This window comes from Herbaspirillum sp. BH-1 (assembly GCF_002870055.1).
In the GTDB taxonomy this organism is placed as follows: domain Bacteria; phylum Pseudomonadota; class Gammaproteobacteria; order Burkholderiales; family Burkholderiaceae_D; genus Herbaspirillum; species Herbaspirillum frisingense.
The window spans coordinates 43071-61546 of the sequence record NZ_PKOI01000015.1; the positions used below are offsets into that span (position 1 = coordinate 43071).

Here is an 18476-nt window from a genome sequence, read left to right on the forward strand (position 1 = left end):
ACTGGCGGGCATGAAAATTCTCGGTATCGACCCTGGCTTGCGCACCACCGGTTTCGGGGTCATCCACAAGCAGGGCAGCACGCTGTCCTATATCGCTTCCGGCACCATCAAGACGCCGGATGGCGATCTGCCGTCCCGGCTCAAGGTGATCCTCTCCAGCGTCGGGGAGGTGGTGCGGACCTATGCACCTGATTGCGCTGCCATCGAAAAGGTGTTCGTCAACGTCAACCCGCAATCCACGCTGCTGCTGGGGCAGGCCCGGGGCGCGGCGATCTGCGCCATGGTCGCGGCCGACCTGGCGGTGGCCGAATACACGGCGCTGCAGGTCAAGCAGGCCGTGGCCGGCCATGGACGGGCGCAAAAGGCGCAGGTGCAGGAAATGGTGGCGCGGTTGCTGAAACTGCCGGGATTGCCCGGCACCGATGCCGCCGATGCGCTGGGCGTGGCGATCTGCCATGCGCACGGGGGAGGGGTCTTGTCCGACCTGGGGGCGCTGGCCCCGGCGCTGGCGCGCAAGGGCATCCGCATGCGCGGCGGGCGGCTGGTCGGTTAGTCTTTCGTCTTGAAGAGCGACAGCACGCGCTGCGCCAGCTTCACCATCACCAGCACCACCGCACCGGCGACCACGCCGAAGAGCGCATTCAATACCGCAGGCGCAATCGCGCCCAGTACCGGGCCGATCACCGCAACGCCCTCTACGGCAACTGCTGCCGCTTCGATGGCGTGATGGGGAAACGGTAGGCCGTGGGTCAGGATGCCGCCGCCCACCATGAACATGGCGATGGTGCCGATCACCGACAGGCTGCGCATCATCTTCGGCGCCGCCGCCAGGATGGCGCGGCCCACCGCAGCCTTCAGACGGCCCCAGGCGCTGGAGCCGGCGTGCTGCACCAGGTAGAGGCCACCATCGTCGAGCTTGACGATGCCCGCCACCAGGCCATAGACACCGGCCGTCATGATCAGCGCAATGCCCACCAGTACCGTGATCTGCTGCTGCAGCGGGGCGCCGGCCACTGTCCCCAGCGTGATGGCGATGATCTCGGCCGAGAGGATGAAGTCGGTGCGCACGGCATCCTTGATCTTCTCGCGCTCGTAGCTGACCGGGTCGACGTCCTCGGGCGCGGTGGCGGCGACCTCGTGGTGTCGCTCGTCATGCGGCAGGTATTTGTGGGCCAGTTTCTCGAAGCCCTCGAAGCACAGGAAGGCGCCGCCCAGCATCAGCAGCGGCGTCACCGCCCAGGGAATGAAGGCGCTGATGGCCAGCGCCGCCGGCACCAGGATGGCCTTGTTCTTCAGCGAGCCCTTGGCGACCGCCCACACCACCGGCAGTTCGCGCTCGGCGCGCACCCCGCTGACCTGCTGGGCATTGAGGGCCAGATCGTCGCCCAGCACGCCGGCGGTCTTCTTGGCCGCCATCTTGGTCATCAGGGAAACATCGTCGAGCACCGTGGCGATGTCGTCGATCAATGCGAAGAAGGCGCTGCCGGCCATGGTTGTCCTTTATTCAAGCTTGTTATCGTTGGATACTGTTTATCCGAACAGTGCTGTATCATCCCGGGATTATCACAGAAGCTGCAGCTCACGCACATCAAAGACGCCATGATCGGTCGCCTCTCAGGAATTCTTCTAGAAAAAATCCCCCCGAATCTGCTGGTCGACTGCCAGGGCGTCGGCTACGAGGTGGTGGTGCCGATGAGCACCTTCTACAACCTGCCCGGACTGGGTGAGAAGGTGACGCTGCTGACCCACCTCGCCATCCGCGAGGATGCCCACATCCTGTTCGGGTTTGGGACCGCCGAGGAACGCAATACGTTCAAGGAGCTGATCAAGATTTCCGGCGTCGGTGCCCGTACCGCGCTGGCCATCCTCTCGGGCATGTCGGTGGCCGACCTGGCCCAGGCCGTCACGCTGCAGGAGGCCGGTCGCCTGACCCGCGTGCCGGGCATCGGCAAGAAGACCGCCGAACGCCTGTTGCTGGAACTGAAGGGCAAGCTCGGTGCCGACCTGGGCGCGGTGGCCGGCGTGGTCCACAGCGACGCCACGGCCGACATCCTCAACGCCCTGCTGGCACTGGGTTATTCGGACAAGGAGGCCAGCCTGGCCATGAAGCAGGTTCCCAAGGACGCCAGCGTCTCGGACGGCATCAAGCATGCCCTCAAGGCCCTCTCCAAGGGCTAGGCCAGGGCCGACAAGGATCAGAGCATGAGCATCCAGACCGACGATTTCTCCGAACAGCGCATCATCGCCGCCACTCCGGCTTCGGCCAACGAGGAGGCCATCGAACGCGCCCTGCGGCCCAAGCACCTGGACGAATACGTCGGCCAGGAAAAGGTCCGCGCCCAGCTGGAAATCTTCATCTCGGCCGCCCGCAAGCGCGGCGAACCGCTCGACCATACCCTGCTGTTCGGCCCGCCCGGCCTGGGCAAGACCACCATGGCCCACATCATCGCCCGCGAGATGGGCGTGAACCTGCGCCAGACCTCGGGCCCCGTGCTGGAGCGTGCCGGCGACCTGGCCGCGCTCCTGACCAATCTGGAAGCCAACGATGTGCTCTTCATCGACGAGATCCACCGCATGTCGCCGGTGGTGGAGGAAATCCTCTACCCGGCCCTGGAGGATTATCAGATCGACATCATGATCGGTGAAGGTCCGGCAGCCCGCTCGGTGCGGCTGGACCTGCAACCCTTCACCCTGGTCGGCGCCACCACCCGCGCCGGCATGCTGACCAACCCGCTGCGCGACCGCTTCGGCATCGTCGCCCGGCTGGAGTTCTACACCCCGCCCGAGCTGGCGCGCATCGTCACCCGCAGCGCCGGACTGCTCAACGCCCCCATCGTCGACGATGGCGCGCTGGAAATCGCCCGCCGCAGCCGTGGCACGCCGCGTATCGCCAACCGCCTGCTGCGCCGGGTGCGCGACTATGCCGAGGTCAAGGGCCAGGGCCGCATCACCCGCGAGATGGCCGACGCCGCCCTGGTGATGCTGGATGTGGACCCGGTCGGCTTCGACCTGATGGACCGCAAGCTGCTGGAGGCCGTGCTCTTCAAGTTCGGCGGCGGACCGGTGGGGCTGGACAACCTGGCCGCTGCCATCGGCGAGGAACGCGACACCATCGAAGACGTGCTGGAACCCTACCTGATCCAGCAGGGTTACCTGCAACGTACCCCGCGTGGCCGCATCGCCACCGGCGCGGCCTACCAGCACTTCGGCGTGGCAGCCCCGCGCACCGGTCCCAATGGCGAGCTGTGGGGCGCCTGACCCATCCGTGACATTCAGTTTTCTCGCCAGTTAGGTGACTTTTGCAGCAGCTGAAAAACAGCATGACGCGTGGCGAGGCAATCAGATGAAATTTTTGTCAGATCTCGTCAGAAAGCGAGTTTTTGCTTGTGCAAAAATTAATCGTCATCGACAATGGATAGCTATTCACTATCTTTCGATGTGAGCCCTCCATGCTAATGTCGAGCCAAGCCCTTCGATACGCGCATCAGCTGCTGGATGCGCGCGCCCAGTCTCGCATCATCCCGCGCATCTCCGAATCCGAACCGCTGTCGGTGGACGATGCCTACGACATCGCCCACAACATCCGCAATATCCGCGTGGCCCAGGGCGAGCAGCCCATCGGCCGCAAGATCGGCTTCGTGGTGCGCAAGAACTGGGAGCGTTACGGCATCATCGACGACACCCGCATCCCCACCTGGGCACCGATGTGGGACACCACCGTGCGCTTTGCCGAGGACAACCACGGGGCGCAATCGCTGGCCGGTGCGGTGCAACCGCGTATCGAGCCGGAAATCGTCCTCAAGCTGGGCAAGACCCCGGCCCCCGATGCCTCGCTGGATGAACTGGCCGATTGCCTGGAGTGGATGGCGCATGGTTTCGAAATCGTGGTCTGCCCCTTCCCCAACTGGGAATTCACGGTGGCAGATTCGATTGCCGCCTTCGGCCTGCACGGCACCCTGATCGTGGGCGAGCCGCATGTACTCTCCTCGGCCACCAAGCATCACCTGCCGCAGATCCTGGCCAGCGCCAGCGTCTCGCTGTCCTGCAATACCGAGAGTTCCAGCGTGCTGCGTGCCGCCGGCTTCTGCAATGACGAGATGGACAGCCCCCTGCACGCCCTGTGGCACCTGCACCAGCTGTTGCAGAAGCAGAGCCGCTTCCGCCAGTTGCAGGCGGGCGAAATCATCAGCACCGGCACCTGGACCGACGCCTGTCCGATCGAACCGGGCCAGACCTGGACCACCGCTTTCTCCGGCGTGACCCTGCCGGGTCTGACGGTGTCCTTCGTCTAGCCATGGGACGGCGTTTTCATCTTGGCCATCTGGGTTGATGCGGACGCCTGTCCGGGCGTGATCAAGGAGATGCTGTTCCGGGTCGCCGACCGTACCGGCATCATCGTCACGCTGGTGGCCAACCGGCCGCTGCGCACCCCGCCTTCACGCTTCATCAAATCCATGGTGGTCCCGGCTGGCTTCGACGTGGCCGATCGCGAGATCGCCCGCCAGGTCGCGCCCGGTGACCTGGTGGTCACCGCCGACATCCCGCTGGCGGCCGACGTCATCGGCCGCGGCGCGCTGGCGCTCAATCCGCGCGGCGAGCTCTATACCGCCCAGAACATCGGCCATCACCTCAGCACCCGCAACTTCATGGAAGAACTGCGCAGCAGCGGCGTGGAAACCGGCGGCCCGGCCGCCTTCAGCACCAGCGACGGGCGCGCCTTCGCCCGCGAACTGGACCGCTACGTCCTCAAGGCCAGCCGCCCTACCTGAGTCGCGCTTACTGTTCGCGCAGCCAAGTCTGGGTCCGACCCAGCATGGGCATGCCGACATAGCCGCGCACGTTGAGCTTCTGGCCATCGTCGACCACGCTCAGCTTGCTCTTGTAGACCTTGCCATTGGCCGGATCGATGATTTGCCCACCGTTGTACTCGTCCCCGTCCTTCTTCAGGCCCGACAGGATGGTCATGCCGATGACCGGCTTGTCCTTGAGCTCGCCCTCGCATTTCTGGCAGACCGGGTTCTGGTCTTCCTCGGAGGCGCGGAACAGCTTTTCTATCCGGCCGCTCAACTCGCCATTGTTCTCGGTGATGCGGATCAGTGCCTTGGGCTTGCCGGTGGAGTCGTCGATACTCTTCCACAGACCGAGCGGAGAGCCATCGGCCCAGGCGGCGGTGCTGGCCAGCAGGCCGGCGATGAGGAGGGTGCGCCCGAGCAGGCGGGCGGGGGATGCGGTGCGGGTCATGCTGGTCTCCTGTTGATCAAGTCGAATGCCATAAAAAAGCACGATTGTTCTAATTTTTTCGATCCAGTCTAGACAAGCCCGCCCTGCAAGGCAAGCACAAAAAACAAAAGCCGCCGTCCCGGGTTGGGACGACGGCTTTGGCAGGAAAAGGCCGGGCTTACTTCAGCTTGGCCAGTTGTTCCTTCACTTTCTCCAGCGTTGCACTGAAGTTGGCGACGCGTTCCTTCTCCTGCGCCACCACCGCCTCGGGCGCACGCGCCACGAAGCTCTCGTTGGACAGCTTGCCGTTGGCCTTGGCGATCTCTGTGGTCAGGCGGGTGACTTCCTTGCCCAGGCGCTCACGCTCGGCGGCCACATCGATTTCCACCTTCAGCATCAGCTTGACTTCGCCGACGATGGCCACCGGTGCCGGCGACTCCGGCAGCTGCGCCACGATCTGTGCTTCCGACAGGCGTACCAGGCCTTGCAGGTAGGGCAGGAAGGACTCCACCGCAGCGGTGTCGGCCGCTTCCACGATCAGCGGCACGCGCAGCGACGGCGCCAGTTGCATCTCGCCACGCAGGTTGCGGCAGGCATCGGTGTAGGCCTTGAACTGGGCGACCCAGGCTTCGGCTTCGGTGTCGATCTTGTCCAGGTCCGGACGCGGATAGGCCTGGCGCATGATGGAGTCGCCGGCCGGATCGGGCTTGCGGTCCGTCAGCGGCGCCACGCTCTGCCACAGCTGTTCGGTGATGAAGGGCAGCACCGGGTGCGCCAGGCGCAGCACGCTTTCCAGCACGCGCAGCAGGGTGCGGCGGGTGGCGCGCTGTTGCGCCTCGTTGCCGCTCTGGATCTGGGCCTTGGCCATTTCCAGGTACCAGTCGCAATACTCGTCCCAGACGAACTTGTAGATGGCGGTGGCGATGTTGTCGAAGCGGTAGTCGGCAAAGCCCTTTTCTACCTCGGCCTCGGTACGCTGCAGCAGCGACACGATCCAGCGGTCAGCCTTGGAGAACTGCAATTGCTCCTTGTCGCACACGCCCTTGACGTGGCCGTCGAAACCGCAGTCCTGGCCTTCGGTATTCATCAGCACGAAGCGGGTGGCGTTCCACAGCTTGTTGCAGAAGTTGCGATAGCCTTCGCAGCGGTTCAGGTCGAAGTTGATGTTGCGGCCCAGGGTCGCCAGCGAGGCGAAGGTGAAGCGCAGCGCATCGGTGCCGAAGGCGGGAATGCCATCGGCGAATTCCTTGCGGGTGGCCTTTTCGATGCTGCTTGCCTGCTTGGGATTCATCAGACCAACCGTACGCTTGGCCACCAGCTCATCCACGCCGATGCCGTCGATCAGGTCGATCGGGTCCAGCGTATTGCCCTTGGACTTGGACATCTTCTGGCCCGAGGCGTCGCGCACCAGACCGTGGACATAGACGGTATCGAACGGCACCTTGCCGGTGAAGTGCGTGGTCATCATGACCATGCGCGCCACCCAGAAGAAGATGATGTCAAAGCCCGTCACCAGCACCGAGGACGGCAGGAACAGCTTGTAGTCCGGGGTTTCTTCTGGCCAGCCCAGGGTGGAGAAGGGCACCAGTGCCGAGGAGAACCAGGTGTCGAGCACGTCTTCATCGCGCTTGACGGTCTTGCCGCCGGCCTGTGCCTTGGCCTCTTCTTCGGTACGGGCGACATAGATGCCGCCGTCCTCGTCGTACCAGGCCGGAATCTGGTGGCCCCACCACAGCTGGCGCGAGATACACCAGTCCTGGATGTTGTTGAGCCACTGGTTGTAGGTATTGGTCCAGTTCTCGGGGACGAACTTGATCTCGCCCGAGGAGACCTTCTCCAGCGCGGTCTCGGCAATCGACTTGCCGGGGAAGTAGGTGCCTTCCGGCGCCGGCTTGCTCATGGCCACGAACCACTGGTCGGTCAGCATCGGCTCGATCACCACGCCGGTACGGTCGCCACGCGGCACCATCAGCTTGTGCGGCTTGACCTGTTCCAAGAGGCCCAATGCATCCAGGTCGGCCACGATCTGCTTGCGCGCCTCGAAGCGGTCCAGACCCTGGTACTTCTCGGGGGCGTTCTCGTTGATGGTCGCCTTGAGGGTGAAGACGCTGATCTTTTCCAGGTTGTGGCGGGCGCCGACCTGGTAGTCGTTGAAGTCGTGGGCCGGGGTGATCTTCACGCAGCCGGTGCCGAATTCCTTGTCGACGTATTCATCCTGGATGATGGGAATCTCGCGGCCCACCAGCGGCAGCTTGATCATCTTGCCCACCAGCGGCGCATAGCGCTCGTCGGTCGGGTCCACGGCCACGGCGACGTCGCCCAGCATGGTTTCCGGACGGGTGGTGGCGACCACGATGTGACCGCTGCCATCGGCCAGCGGATACCTGATGTGCCACATGGAGCCGTCTTCTTCCTCCGACACTACTTCCAGGTCCGAGACAGCGGTGCCCAGCACCGGGTCCCAGTTCACCAGGCGCTTGCCGCGATAGATCAGGCCTTGTTCGTACAGGCGCACGAACACTTCGGTGACGGCCTTGGACATCTTCGGGTCCATCGTGAAGTATTCACGGGCCCAGTCGGTGGAGGCGCCCATGCGGCGCATCTGGCCGGTGATGGTGGAACCGGATTTCTCTTTCCACTCCCACACCTTCTCGACGAACTTTTCACGGCCCAGGTCGTGGCGCGAGACCTTCTGCGCATCCAGCTGGCGTTCCACCACGATCTGGGTGGCGATACCGGCGTGGTCGGTACCGGGAATCCAGGCGGTGTTGAAACCGCGCATGCGGTGGTAGCGCGTCAGGCCATCCATGATGGTCTGGTTGAACGCGTGACCCATGTGCAGGGTGCCGGTCACATTGGGCGGCGGCAGCTGGATGGAAAACGAGGGCTTCTCCGCGTCGGTGGTGGCGGCGAAGTAACCGCGCTTTTCCCACTCCTCGCGCCAGAATTTCTCAATCTCGGCAGGCTCGAACGACTTGGCTAATTCCATGATTTGACGTGTGTTTTTGCGAAACCCAACATTATAAGGGACGGGGAGGGCAAATCCCTCCACGGGCGCGAAATTGACGCATCCCTGGGGGCAGGGCAGAAATGCGCAAGGGCGGCCCTCATCATGTTGCTGCCAGGCAGCCTGATGGCTTCAATTGCCGTGCTGCACCTCCAGCTCATCCAAAATGAAGCCTTGTTCATCGCCGTATTTGGAGTAGAATCCGGCCCACGACAAGGTCCGCGCAAGTGGCCCGCGTCGCATCGCTAGGGGTCCTGGCACCGGAGCACATGCTCTGGCAGCCGGGTGAGAAATACCCTTGAACCTGATCTGGATAATGCCAGCGAAGGGAAGCAACCGGCAGCATGACGTACCCACGGCACCGTCCCATCCCCGCCGTCCGTCCTCTTCCGCAACCTCCTTTGCTGGCTCCGAGCCATGAGTCATCAAGCAAAGGAGCCGAAATGAATGCCAACCCGAAATTCCTGTCCGCGACGGCCACCGTCGACGAGGCAGCCGTCCAGCCTCTCCCGAATTCCCGCAAGATCTACGTGACCGGCTCGCGCCCGGACATCCGCGTGCCCATGCGTGAGATCAGCCAGGCCGATACCCCGGCCATGTTCGGCTCGGAAAAGAATCCTCCGATCTATGTCTACGACACCTCCGGCCCCTACACCGACCCGGACGTCAAGATCGACATCCGCGCCGGTCTCTCCACGCCGCGCCTGCCCTGGATCCTGGAGCGCGACGATACCGAAGAGCTGCCCGGCCCCACCTCCGAATACGGCCAGCAGCGCCTGAACGACCCGGCCCTGGCCGAGCTGCGCTTCAACCTGCATCGCAAGCCGCGTCGTGCCAAGGCGGGTGCCAATGTCACGCAGATGCACTATGCCCGTCGCGGCATCATCACGCCCGAGATGGAATTCATCGCCATCCGCGAAAACCTGCGCCGCAAGGAATACCTGGAGCAACTGAAGGCCTCCGGCCCCATGGGCAACAAGCTGGCCGACCTGATGGGCCGCCAGCACCCGGGCCAATCCTTCGGTGCGTCGATCCCGGCCGAGATCACCCCGGAATTCGTGCGTGAGGAAGTCGCCCGTGGCCGCGCCATCATCCCCGCCAACATCAACCACCCGGAAGTGGAGCCGATGATCATCGGCCGCAATTTCCTGGTCAAGATCAATGCCAACATCGGCAACTCGGCCGTGACCTCCTCCATCGGCGAGGAAGTGGAAAAGATGACCTGGGCCATCCGCTGGGGCGGCGACAACGTCATGGACCTGTCCACCGGCAAGAACATCCATGAAACCCGTGAATGGATCATCCGCAATTCACCGGTCCCCATCGGCACCGTGCCGATCTACCAGGCACTGGAAAAGGTCAATGGCAAGGCCGAAGACCTGACCTGGGAAATCTTCCGCGACACCCTGATCGAACAGGCCGAGCAGGGCGTGGACTACTTCACCATCCACGCCGGCGTGCGCCTGCAATACGTACCGCTGACGGCCAAGCGCATGACCGGCATCGTCTCGCGGGGCGGCTCCATCATGGCCAAGTGGTGCCTGGCGCATCATCGCGAGTCCTTCCTCTACGAACACTTCGAGGACATCTGCGAGATCATGAAGGCCTACGACGTCAGCTTCAGCCTCGGCGACGGTTTGCGTCCGGGTTCGATCTACGACGCCAATGACGAAGCCCAGCTGGGCGAGCTGCGCACCCTGGGCGAGCTGACCCAGATCGCCTGGAAGCACGACGTGCAGGTCATGATCGAAGGCCCCGGCCACGTGCCCATGCATCTCATCAAGGAGAACATGGACCTGCAGCTGGAGCAGTGCCACGAAGCGCCGTTCTACACCCTCGGCCCCCTGACTACCGACATCGCCCCCGGCTACGACCACATCACCTCCGGCATCGGCGCCGCGCAGATCGGCTGGTACGGTACCGCCATGCTGTGCTACGTCACGCCCAAGGAACACCTGGGCCTGCCCAACAAGACGGATGTGAAGGACGGCATCATCACCTACAAGATCGCCGCCCACGCCGCCGACCTGGCCAAGGGCCATCCCGGCGCGCAGATCCGCGACAACGCCCTGTCCAAGGCACGCTTCGAGTTCCGCTGGGAAGACCAGTTCAACATCGGCCTGGACCCGGACAAGGCGCGCGAATTCCACGACGAGACCCTGCCCAAGGACTCGGCCAAGGTGGCGCATTTCTGCTCCATGTGCGGCCCGCACTTCTGCTCCATGAAGATCACCCAGGAAGTGCGCGACTACGCTGCCAAGGAAGGCATCTCCGAGATCGACGCCTTGAAGCAGGGCATGGAAGTGAAGTCGGTCGAGTTCGTCAAGATGGGCGCCGAGATCTACTCGAAGCAGTAAGCGCAGCCATGCAGATCGAACTGAACGGCAAGCCTCACCCGCTGCCCGACGGCGCCACGCTGGAACAGCTCATTGCCGGCCTCTCCCTGGCCGGCAAGGCGGTGGCCGTGGCGGTCAATCGCCAGGTGGTGCCCGGCGCGCGCTGGCCCACGCACGCGCTGGCCGAGGCTGACAAGGTAGATGTGGTGCGTGCCATTGGCGGCGGCTAACTGCCTATCGCCATGCAGCGCACCTCACAGACAAGGAAACGACATGAACATGAATGACGCCCCCCTTCAGAAAGAAGACCCGGGCCTGACCATCGCCGGCAAGACCTATCGCTCGCGCCTGCTGGTGGGTAGCGGCAAATACAAGGACCTCGACGAAACCCGCGCGGCCACCGTCGCCAGCGGCGCCGAGATCATCACGGTGGCGATCCGCCGCGTCAACATCGGCCAGGACCCCAACGCTCCCAGCCTGCTGGACGCGGTGCCGCCCTCCGAATTCACCATCCTGCCCAATACCGCCGGCTGCTACAACGCCGCAGATGCGGTGTACACGCTGCAACTGGCGCGTGAACTGCTGGGCGGCCACAAGCTGGTCAAGCTGGAAGTGCTGGGCGATGAAAAGACGCTCTTCCCCAACATGCCCGAAACCCTCAAGGCCGCCGGAACGCTGGTCAAGGATGGCTTCGACGTGATGGTCTATTGCAGCGACGACCCGATCCAGGCGCGCATGCTGGAAGACCTGGGTGTGGCGGCGGTCATGCCGCTGGCCTCGCTGATCGGCTCTGGCATGGGCATCCTCAACCCCTGGAACCTGTCGCTGATCATCGAGCAGTCGCGCGTGCCGGTGCTGGTCGATGCCGGCGTGGGAACGGCCTCGGACGCCGCCATCGCCATGGAACTGGGCTGTGATGGCGTGCTCATGAACACCGCCATTGCCGGCGCTCGCGATCCCATCCGCATGGCGCGTGCCATGAAGCTGGCCGTGGAAGCAGGTCGTGAAGCCTTCCTCGCCGGCCGCATCCCGCGCAAGTTCGCTGCCTCGCCATCCTCGCCGATGGCGGGTCGCGTGGCCTGACGATGCAAGCCGCCTATCGTCCTACGCCGCCCTGCGTGCTGGTCTTCTCCGGCTCCGACCCCAGTGGCGGGGCCGGCATGCAGGCCGATATCCCGGCCATCACGGCGCTGGGGTGCCACCCGTTGTCGGTGCCCACGGCGCTGACGGTGCAGGACAACGTCAGCGTCTTCGCCGTGCATGCACTCGATCCGGAACTGGTGCGGCATCAGGCCCAGGTGTTGATCGATCGTTTCGACATCGCCGCCGTCAAGCTGGGTATCGCCGGCAGCCATGCCAATGCAGAGATGATCGCGTCGCTGATCCGGCAATTGCGCAAGCGCAATCCGGAGATGCCGGTGGTGCTTGATCCGGTGCTGGCCAACGGTCGTGGTGACCAGCTTTCGCGCGACGATGCGGCGCAGGTGATCGAACCCCTGTACGCACTGGCCACCGTGATCACGCCCAACCTCAACGAGGCGCGCCGTCTGTGTGGCGATGTCTCGCCGGCGCGCCAGGCGGCGCTGCTGATGGAGCGTGGTTGCGCCCATGTGTTGCTCAAGGGCGGGCATGGGCCGCAGGAGCAGGATGTGGTCAATCGCTGGTATGGGCAGTTGTTCCGTTCCGAATTTGCGCAGGAGGCCATCGAAAGCGCCCGCTGGCGCTGGACCCGGCTGCCGGATGAATTCCACGGCAGCGGCTGCACGCTGGCGGCGGCCCTGTCGGCCGGCCTGGCACGCGGCCTGTCCATGCGCGCAGCCATCGACCTGGCCCAGCAATACACCCAGCATGCCTTGTCCACGTCCTACGCCATCGCCGCCGGGCAGCGCATCCCCAATCGTGTCCCCGCGTTCGAACCTGTTGTTGATGCCGCCCCGGCGGCAGGAGTCTGAGATGAAACCCGACTACGCCAAACATCTGCGCGGCCTCTACATCGTCACCCCGGATTGGGATGACACCGCGCAATTGCTGACGGCCACCGAGCTGGCCCTGCAGAACGGCGCCGCACTGGTGCAGTATCGCCACAAGACGGCCGACCCCGCCCAACGGCGCGACCAGGCCAGTGCCTTGCTGGCCCTGTGCCGCCAGTATGAGGTGCCGCTGATCATCAACGACCATGTGGACCTGTGCCTGGAGATCGATGCCGACGGCATCCACGTCGGCGGCACCGATGCCTCCATTGCCGAGGTGCGCCAGGCTGTCGGCCCGGATCGCATCGTCGGCGCTTCCTGCTACGGTACGCTGGAGCTGGCGCACGCTGCCCATCGCGATGGCGCCAGCTATGTGGCCTTCGGCGGCTTCTATCCCTCGCGGGTGAAAAAGTATGACTTCCGCACCGCGCCGGAGATCATCGCGCAATCCAAACGCGAGATTGCCCTGCCGGTGGTGGTGATCGGTGGCATCACGCTCGAAAATGCGCCGCCGCTGGTGGCACAGGGGGCCGACATGGTGGCCGTCATCAGCAGCGTCTATCTGGTGCCGGTGGCCGAGCGCAAGACGCGGGAGTTGGCCGATCTTTATCGCTTCTGAATGGTGTCGATGAAGACCGTTCGGACTGAGTAGCGCGCGCCTGGCGGCGTATCGAAGGCGCGCAGACGCTTGCACACGGTCCTGCGCCTTCGATACGACCCTGCGGGTCTACTCAGTCCGAACGGTAGCGAGAAAAAAAATGCCGTTCGCAAGAACGGCATTTTTTTATTGAGTGATACGGATCAGCCTTCCAGCAGACTGCGCAGCATCCACGCATTCTTTTCATGCAGTTGCATGCGCTGGGTCAGCAGGTCGGCGGTCGGCTCGTCGGCAGCGGCATCGACGGCGGGGAAGAGCGAACGCGCGGTGCGGGTCACGGCTTCCTGGCCGGCCACCAGCTGGGCGATCATTTCCTGGGCGTTCGGCACGCCATCGGCTTCGGGGATCGAGGACAGCTTGGCGAATTCCTTGTACGAACCCGGTGCCGGATAGCCCAGGGCGCGGATGCGTTCGGCGATCAGGTCCACGGCCAGCGCCAGTTCGGTGTACTGGCCTTCGAACATCAGGTGCAGGGTATTGAACATCGGACCGGTCACGTTCCAGTGGAAGTTGTGGGTCTTCAGGTACAGCGTGTAGGTATCGGCCAGCAGCTTGGACAGGCCGTCGGCAATCTTCTTGCGGTCCTTGTCGTTGATGCCGATGTTGATCGAGGGGGCTGCTACGTTTTTCTTTGCCATCTTTCGCTCCTTAGCTGTTCGGTTTTTCGTAAGTGGGTGAACACAACATCGCGATTCTATTGCAAATCGCCCAGGGACAAGCTGCGGCCACGCAATCTATTGATAAGACAGTGAGGCCGACGTTCCCGATTTCAATCGATTTCTGCGATCAATGCAGGCCTATAAATCAATGGGGCCGATAGATAAAAATCGATCGGCCCCATCGTTTTGTTGTTCTCGTCGTATTCAGATCATGGCTTGCCGCGTTGCTGCGCGCTGCGATACAGCGACAGCGACAAGGCCACCGCGCCGATGGCCGCAATGGCCGCGAACAGGAAGACCTGTGGATACCCCAGCTGGCCGGCGATGGCACCGGCCACCGGACCGGTGATGCCCAGCGCCAGGTCGAGGAAGACGGAGTATGCCGCCAGGGCCGCGCCGCGATTGGCGGGCGACACCAGGTTCACTGCTTCCACCCCCAGCGACGGGAACACCAGCGCGAAACCGAAGCCGGCCAGGCCTGCGCCCAGCAATGCCAGTTCCGGCGTGGTGGCGCTCCACAGCAGCAGCAGGCCCACCGCTTCAGTCAGGAAGCTGACCACCGCCACCCGGTAACCACCGAAGCGCGTGATGGAATTGGCGAACAGCAGGCGCGCACCGACGAAGGCACTGGAGAAGGCCGTCAGCGCAAAGGCCGCGCCGCTCCAGTGCTGGTCGGCGTAATACAGCGTGATGAAGGTGGCGATCGAGCCGAAGCCGATGGTGCCGAAGGCCAGGCCCATGCCATAGGCGAACACCTTGCGCAGCACCAGCTTGAAGGACAGCTGTTCGCCCTGCACCACCGGCGTGACCGGGCCGCCACGGGCCAGCACATAACCCAGTACCGTCAGCAGCATGCCGGCCAGGCCGATCACGGCAAAGCCCAGCGAACGATCCAGCACCACGCCCAGCGGCGCGCCGATGGCCAGCGCCGCATAGGTGGCGATGCCGTTCCAGGAAATCATCTTGGCGGTGTTTTCCGAGCCCACGCGCCCCACGCCCCACATGATGGCGCCGGTACCGACCAGGCTCTCGCCCAGGCCCAGGAAGGCGCGGCTGGTGAAGAGCAGCACCAGCGACAGGAACGGCAGCGGCTGCGCCAGTGCTGACAGCAACAGCAGGCCACCACTGGCCGAGCACAGCAGCATGCCGCGCATCACAGTCTGCTTGGCGCCCACGGTATCGATCATGCGGCCGGCGTTGGCTCGACTGACGAAGGTGGCGAAATACTGCACGCTGATGCCCAGCCCGGCGACCACCGAGCTATAGCCCAGGTCCAGGTGGATATAGCCCGGCAGCACCGCCATCGGGATGCCGATGGCCAGGTAGACCAGGAAGGTGAAGAAGGCGGTGGCGATGATCTGGCGCGTGACCTTCACTGGTGGCAGGGCGCGCACGGCTGCCGGCGCAGCGGCGGAAACGGGTGTGGAACCTGGACTACAGGAATCGTCGGACATGGCGGGGGAATTCGGAATGAGGAGGCTGCGCGCGCCGATGCGCGTGAACAGCAGTCCGAATTTTACTCCCGTCACAAAAATGCTGCAGGACAGCAAAAGATTTTTACCTGTCGATTCAGCAACTTAGTGGCATTTGTGCGACGTCGCTTGCCCGCAGGATGCGCGTCAACGGCTGCAGCGTAGCGCTGCCGTAGCCCGTTCACGTACAGCGGGGGCATAGTCGGCCCCGAGGATTTCCGGCTCGAGCTCGGCCAGGTCCCGTTGCACGGCCGGCTCACACCAGTGGCCTTTCAGGCGGACCAGCGCGGCCAGCAGGTCGGGGGTGAGACGGTCCAGCACCGGGCGCACCTGCCGTGCCAGGTCGGGCGGATTGGCGAAGGGGGCATGCTGTTCCACCCGCCACTGGCGATGCAGGTCGCGCTGCACGATCTTGCCGGCATCGAACTGGCCCTGGAAGAAGCGCCGGGTCCAGGCCACGTCCAGGCCGAGGACTTGTGCCCGGGCCGCGACGTCGTCCAGGATCAGGGCCTCGCGTGCCGGGTCGTCGATGGGCGCGTGCGAATTCCACTTGCTGCGCGCCACCGGTGCTGCCACGTCCAGGCGCGTCTTCTGCAGCGTCAGCAACTGTTCGACATCGGCGCGCGAGGCCGGCGGCGGGGTGGTGGCACAGGCCGTCAGGAGCAGGGTGGCCAGGATGGTGAGCAGGCGGGACATCGGCAGGCGGGACATCGGCATGGGGAGCATGGGCAGCAGGACCGTGAAGAAGGACGGATGAGGGCGCCGGAAAGACCATGGCAAGCGCCGCCCGGCAGTATAGCGCCAGCGCCGGCTGCCCGGCGCCCTCGCCAGCGCCTTATAATCGCGGGATGCAAAATCTTCTCCACAACCTCAACGAAGAGCAGCTCGCCGCCGTGACCCTGCCGGCGCAGTCCGCCCTGATCCTGGCCGGTGCCGGCTCCGGCAAGACCCGCGTGCTGACCACCCGCATCGCCTGGCTGATCCAGACCGGACAGGTCTCGCCGGCCGGCATCCTGGCCGTGACCTTCACCAACAAGGCTGCCAAGGAAATGACCTCGCGCCTGTCGGCCATGCTGCCCATCAATACCCGGGGCATGTGGATCGGCACCTTCCACGGGCTGTGCAACCGCCTGCTGCGCGCGCATCACAAGGATGCCGGACTGCCGCAGACCTTCCAGATCCTCGACACGCAAGACCAGCTCTCGGCCATCAAGCGCCTGTTGAAGCAGATGAACGTGGACGATGAAAAGTATCCGCCGCGCAACCTGATGTACTTCATCAACAGCGCCAAGGACCAGGGCCTGCGCGCCAAGGACGTCGATGCCTACGACGACTACAACCGCAAGTTCGTCGAGCTCTACGACCTCTACGACCAGCAGTGCCAGCGTGAAGGCGTGGTCGATTTCGCCGAACTGCTGTTGCGCACCTACGAACTGCTGTCGCGCAACCAGCCGCTGCGCGAGCACTACCAGAGCCGCTTCCGCCACATCCTGGTGGACGAGTTCCAGGATACCAACGACCTGCAGTACAAATGGCTCAAGCTCATGGCCGGCAACCACAACGCGGTCTTCGCGGTGGGCGACGACGACCAGAGCATCTATGCCTTCCGTGGCGCCAACGTGGGCAACATGTCGGCCTTCGAACAGGAATTCCACGTCGAGAACCTGATCAAGCTGGAGCAGAACTACCGCTCCCACGGCCACATCCTGGATGCCGCCAACGAACTGATCGCCAACAACAGCAAGCGCCTGGGCAAGAACCTGCGTACCGACGCCGGCCATGGCGAGCAGGTACGGGTCTTCGAGGCCACCAGCGACCTGCAGGAAGCGCAGTGGATCATCGAACAGGTCAAGGACCTGATCGCCGAAGGCTGGTCGCGCAGCGAGATCGCCATCCTCTACCGTTCCAACGCGCAATCGCGGGTGCTGGAGCATGCGCTGTTCAGCTCGGCCATTCCCTACCGCGTCTATGGCGGCCAGCGCTTCTTCGAGCGCGCCGAAATCAAGCACGCCATCGCCTACCTGCAGTTGATGGACAACCTGCACAATGACTCGGCCTTCCTGCGGGTGGTCAATTTCCCCACCCGCGGCATCGGTGCCAAGGCCATGGAGTCGCTGCAGGATGCGGCGCGCCAGTATGGCTGCTCGCTCTATGCCGCCGTGCCTTACGTGGCCGGCAAGGCCGGTTCTTCGCTGAATGCCTTCGTCAAGCTCATCGAAGGCGCGCGCTTCGAGACCCAGCATCTGCCCTTGCCGGAGACGGTGAAGGTGGTGCTCGATCTGTCCGGCCTGATCACGCATTATCGTAACGAGAAGGAAGGCGCCGACCGCATCGAGAACCTGGAGCAGCTGGTCAGTGCGGCCACGCTCTTCGTTTCCGAAGAAGGCTATGGCCTGGATGCGCCGGCCTTCCTCGGTCCGCAGGCGCAGGCCACGGCCGGCACCGCCATCACCACCGCTGACGGCGTGGAAGTGATCGATGCCGACGCGCCGCTGGTGACCATCATGTCGCCGCTGTCGGCCTTCCTCTCGCATGCCTCGCTGGAAGCCGGCGACAACCAGGCGCAGGCCGGCCAGGATGCACTGCAGCTGATGACGGTGCACTCGGCCAAGGGCCTGGAGTTCGACGCGGTCTTCATCACCGGCATGGAAGAGGGCCTGTTCCCGCACGAGAACAGCGCCAAGGAAGAGGGCGGGGTGGAAGAAGAGCGCCGCCTGATGTACGTGGCCATCACCCGCGCCCGCAAGCGCCTGTTCATGACCTTCTCGCAGACCCGCATGCTGCACGGCCAGACCCGCTACAACATGCGCTCACGCTTCTTCGACGAACTGCCCGAGCAATCCATCAAGTGGCTGTCGCCCAAGATCGCCCAGCATCACTGGTTTGCCAATCCCAAGTCGGCCTGGGATGAGGTGCCGGAAGCCGGCAACAACAAGATCGCCCAGAGCTTCTCGCGCCAGACCGACTCCGGCTGGCGCATCGGTCAGAACGTCGCCCATGCCAAGTTCGGCGAAGGCGTCATCGTCAACATCGAAGGCGGCGGCGGTGCGGCACGGGCGCAGATCAACTTCGGCAAGTTCGGCATGAAGCTGCTGGACCTGTCGGTGGCCAAGCTGGACAAGATCTGATCGCACCGAGGCCTGACCGCCTCAGG

At 64.1% G+C, this 18476-nt stretch carries 17 protein-coding genes and 1 riboswitch; of the genes, 11 read left to right on the top strand and 6 right to left on the bottom strand.

Annotated elements, in window-relative coordinates:
* The first annotated feature begins 10 nt into the window (after positions 1–10).
* On the top strand, positions 11–553 hold the full coding sequence (gene ruvC, locus HBH1_RS18230) for a crossover junction endodeoxyribonuclease RuvC (protein ID WP_102663883.1): 543 nt from the start codon (positions 11–13) through the stop codon (positions 551–553).
* Here the strand turns inward: ruvC and HBH1_RS18235 are convergent.
* Positions 550–1491: a DUF808 domain-containing protein gene (locus tag HBH1_RS18235; RefSeq protein ID WP_102663884.1), complete on the bottom strand. Its 942-nt coding sequence runs from the start codon at positions 1489–1491 to the stop codon at positions 550–552. The genes ruvC and HBH1_RS18235 overlap by 4 nt on opposite strands.
* 108 nt (positions 1492–1599) lie before the next feature.
* Between HBH1_RS18235 and ruvA the strand changes: the two genes are divergently transcribed.
* The 4 genes from ruvA to HBH1_RS18255 all read left to right on the top strand — a co-directional run bounded on the left by ruvA (position 1600) and on the right by HBH1_RS18255 (position 4769).
* Positions 1600–2178, top strand: coding sequence for a Holliday junction branch migration protein RuvA (gene ruvA / locus HBH1_RS18240; RefSeq protein ID WP_077235750.1), 579 nt, complete (start codon positions 1600–1602; stop codon positions 2176–2178).
* Positions 2179–2202: 24 nt separating this feature from the next.
* Positions 2203–3258, top strand: a complete 1056-nt coding sequence (gene ruvB, locus HBH1_RS18245) for a Holliday junction branch migration DNA helicase RuvB (RefSeq protein ID WP_006463636.1) — start codon at positions 2203–2205, stop codon at positions 3256–3258.
* A gap of 191 nt (positions 3259–3449) precedes the next feature.
* Entirely contained in the window at positions 3450–4292 is an 843-nt protein-coding gene (locus HBH1_RS18250) for a 2-keto-4-pentenoate hydratase (RefSeq protein WP_199181621.1), read from the top strand.
* 21 nt (positions 4293–4313) lie between these two features.
* Entirely contained in the window at positions 4314–4769 is a 456-nt protein-coding gene (locus tag HBH1_RS18255) for a YaiI/YqxD family protein (protein WP_102663886.1), read from the top strand.
* 7 nt (positions 4770–4776) lie between these two features.
* Here the strand turns inward: HBH1_RS18255 and HBH1_RS18260 are convergent, their stop codons facing one another.
* Both HBH1_RS18260 and HBH1_RS18265 read right to left on the bottom strand, forming a co-directional pair.
* On the bottom strand, positions 4777–5241 hold the full coding sequence (locus tag HBH1_RS18260) for a DUF2147 domain-containing protein (RefSeq protein ID WP_102663887.1): 465 nt from the start codon (positions 5239–5241) through the stop codon (positions 4777–4779).
* Positions 5242–5398: 157 nt separating this feature from the next.
* Positions 5399–8209 (bottom strand): valine--tRNA ligase, encoded by a 2811-nt coding sequence (locus HBH1_RS18265; RefSeq protein WP_102663888.1) that lies wholly within the window; start codon positions 8207–8209, stop codon positions 5399–5401.
* A 255-nt stretch (positions 8210–8464) separates the two neighbouring features.
* Positions 8465–8575: riboswitch (TPP riboswitch) on the top strand.
* A gap of 95 nt (positions 8576–8670) precedes the next feature.
* Between HBH1_RS18265 and thiC the strand changes: the two genes are divergently transcribed.
* The 5 genes from thiC to thiE are packed head-to-tail and all read left to right on the top strand — an operon-like array spanning position 8671 to position 13152.
* Positions 8671–10584 (top strand): phosphomethylpyrimidine synthase ThiC, encoded by a 1914-nt coding sequence (gene thiC / locus HBH1_RS18270; protein WP_102663889.1) that lies wholly within the window; start codon positions 8671–8673, stop codon positions 10582–10584.
* 8 nt (positions 10585–10592) lie between these two features.
* On the top strand, positions 10593–10793 hold the full coding sequence (gene thiS / locus HBH1_RS18275) for a sulfur carrier protein ThiS (RefSeq protein WP_006463642.1): 201 nt from the start codon (positions 10593–10595) through the stop codon (positions 10791–10793).
* A gap of 43 nt (positions 10794–10836) precedes the next feature.
* Positions 10837–11646, top strand: a complete 810-nt coding sequence (locus tag HBH1_RS18280) for a thiazole synthase (RefSeq protein WP_102663890.1) — start codon at positions 10837–10839, stop codon at positions 11644–11646.
* Between the two features lie 2 nt (positions 11647–11648).
* Positions 11649–12515 (top strand): bifunctional hydroxymethylpyrimidine kinase/phosphomethylpyrimidine kinase, encoded by an 867-nt coding sequence (locus tag HBH1_RS18285; RefSeq protein WP_102663891.1) that lies wholly within the window; start codon positions 11649–11651, stop codon positions 12513–12515.
* A 1-nt stretch (position 12516) separates the two neighbouring features.
* The gene (gene thiE, locus HBH1_RS18290; RefSeq protein WP_102663892.1) at positions 12517–13152 is read left to right on the top strand and encodes a thiamine phosphate synthase; all 636 of its coding nucleotides are present in this window, start codon (positions 12517–12519) and stop codon (positions 13150–13152) included.
* Between the two features lie 182 nt (positions 13153–13334).
* Here thiE and HBH1_RS18295 read toward each other — a convergent pair whose 3' ends face one another.
* The 3 genes from HBH1_RS18295 to aroQ all read right to left on the bottom strand — a co-directional run bounded on the left by HBH1_RS18295 (position 13335) and on the right by aroQ (position 16048).
* Positions 13335–13829, bottom strand: a complete 495-nt coding sequence (locus HBH1_RS18295) for a Dps family protein (protein WP_006463646.1) — start codon at positions 13827–13829, stop codon at positions 13335–13337.
* A gap of 230 nt (positions 13830–14059) precedes the next feature.
* Positions 14060–15304 carry an MFS transporter gene (locus tag HBH1_RS18300; protein ID WP_039875518.1) on the bottom strand — a complete coding sequence of 415 codons (1245 nt, stop codon included), beginning with the start codon at positions 15302–15304 and terminating at the stop codon, positions 14060–14062.
* Positions 15305–15469: 165 nt separating this feature from the next.
* A complete protein-coding gene (aroQ, locus tag HBH1_RS18305; RefSeq protein WP_102663893.1) occupies positions 15470–16048 on the bottom strand; it encodes a gamma subclass chorismate mutase AroQ in 579 nt (192 codons plus the stop codon).
* A 122-nt stretch (positions 16049–16170) separates the two neighbouring features.
* Here aroQ and HBH1_RS18310 point away from each other — a divergent pair, with 122 nt between their 5' ends.
* Positions 16171–18450, top strand: a complete 2280-nt coding sequence (locus HBH1_RS18310) for a UvrD-helicase domain-containing protein (protein ID WP_006463649.1) — start codon at positions 16171–16173, stop codon at positions 18448–18450.
* Positions 18451–18476 lie beyond the last annotated feature (26 nt).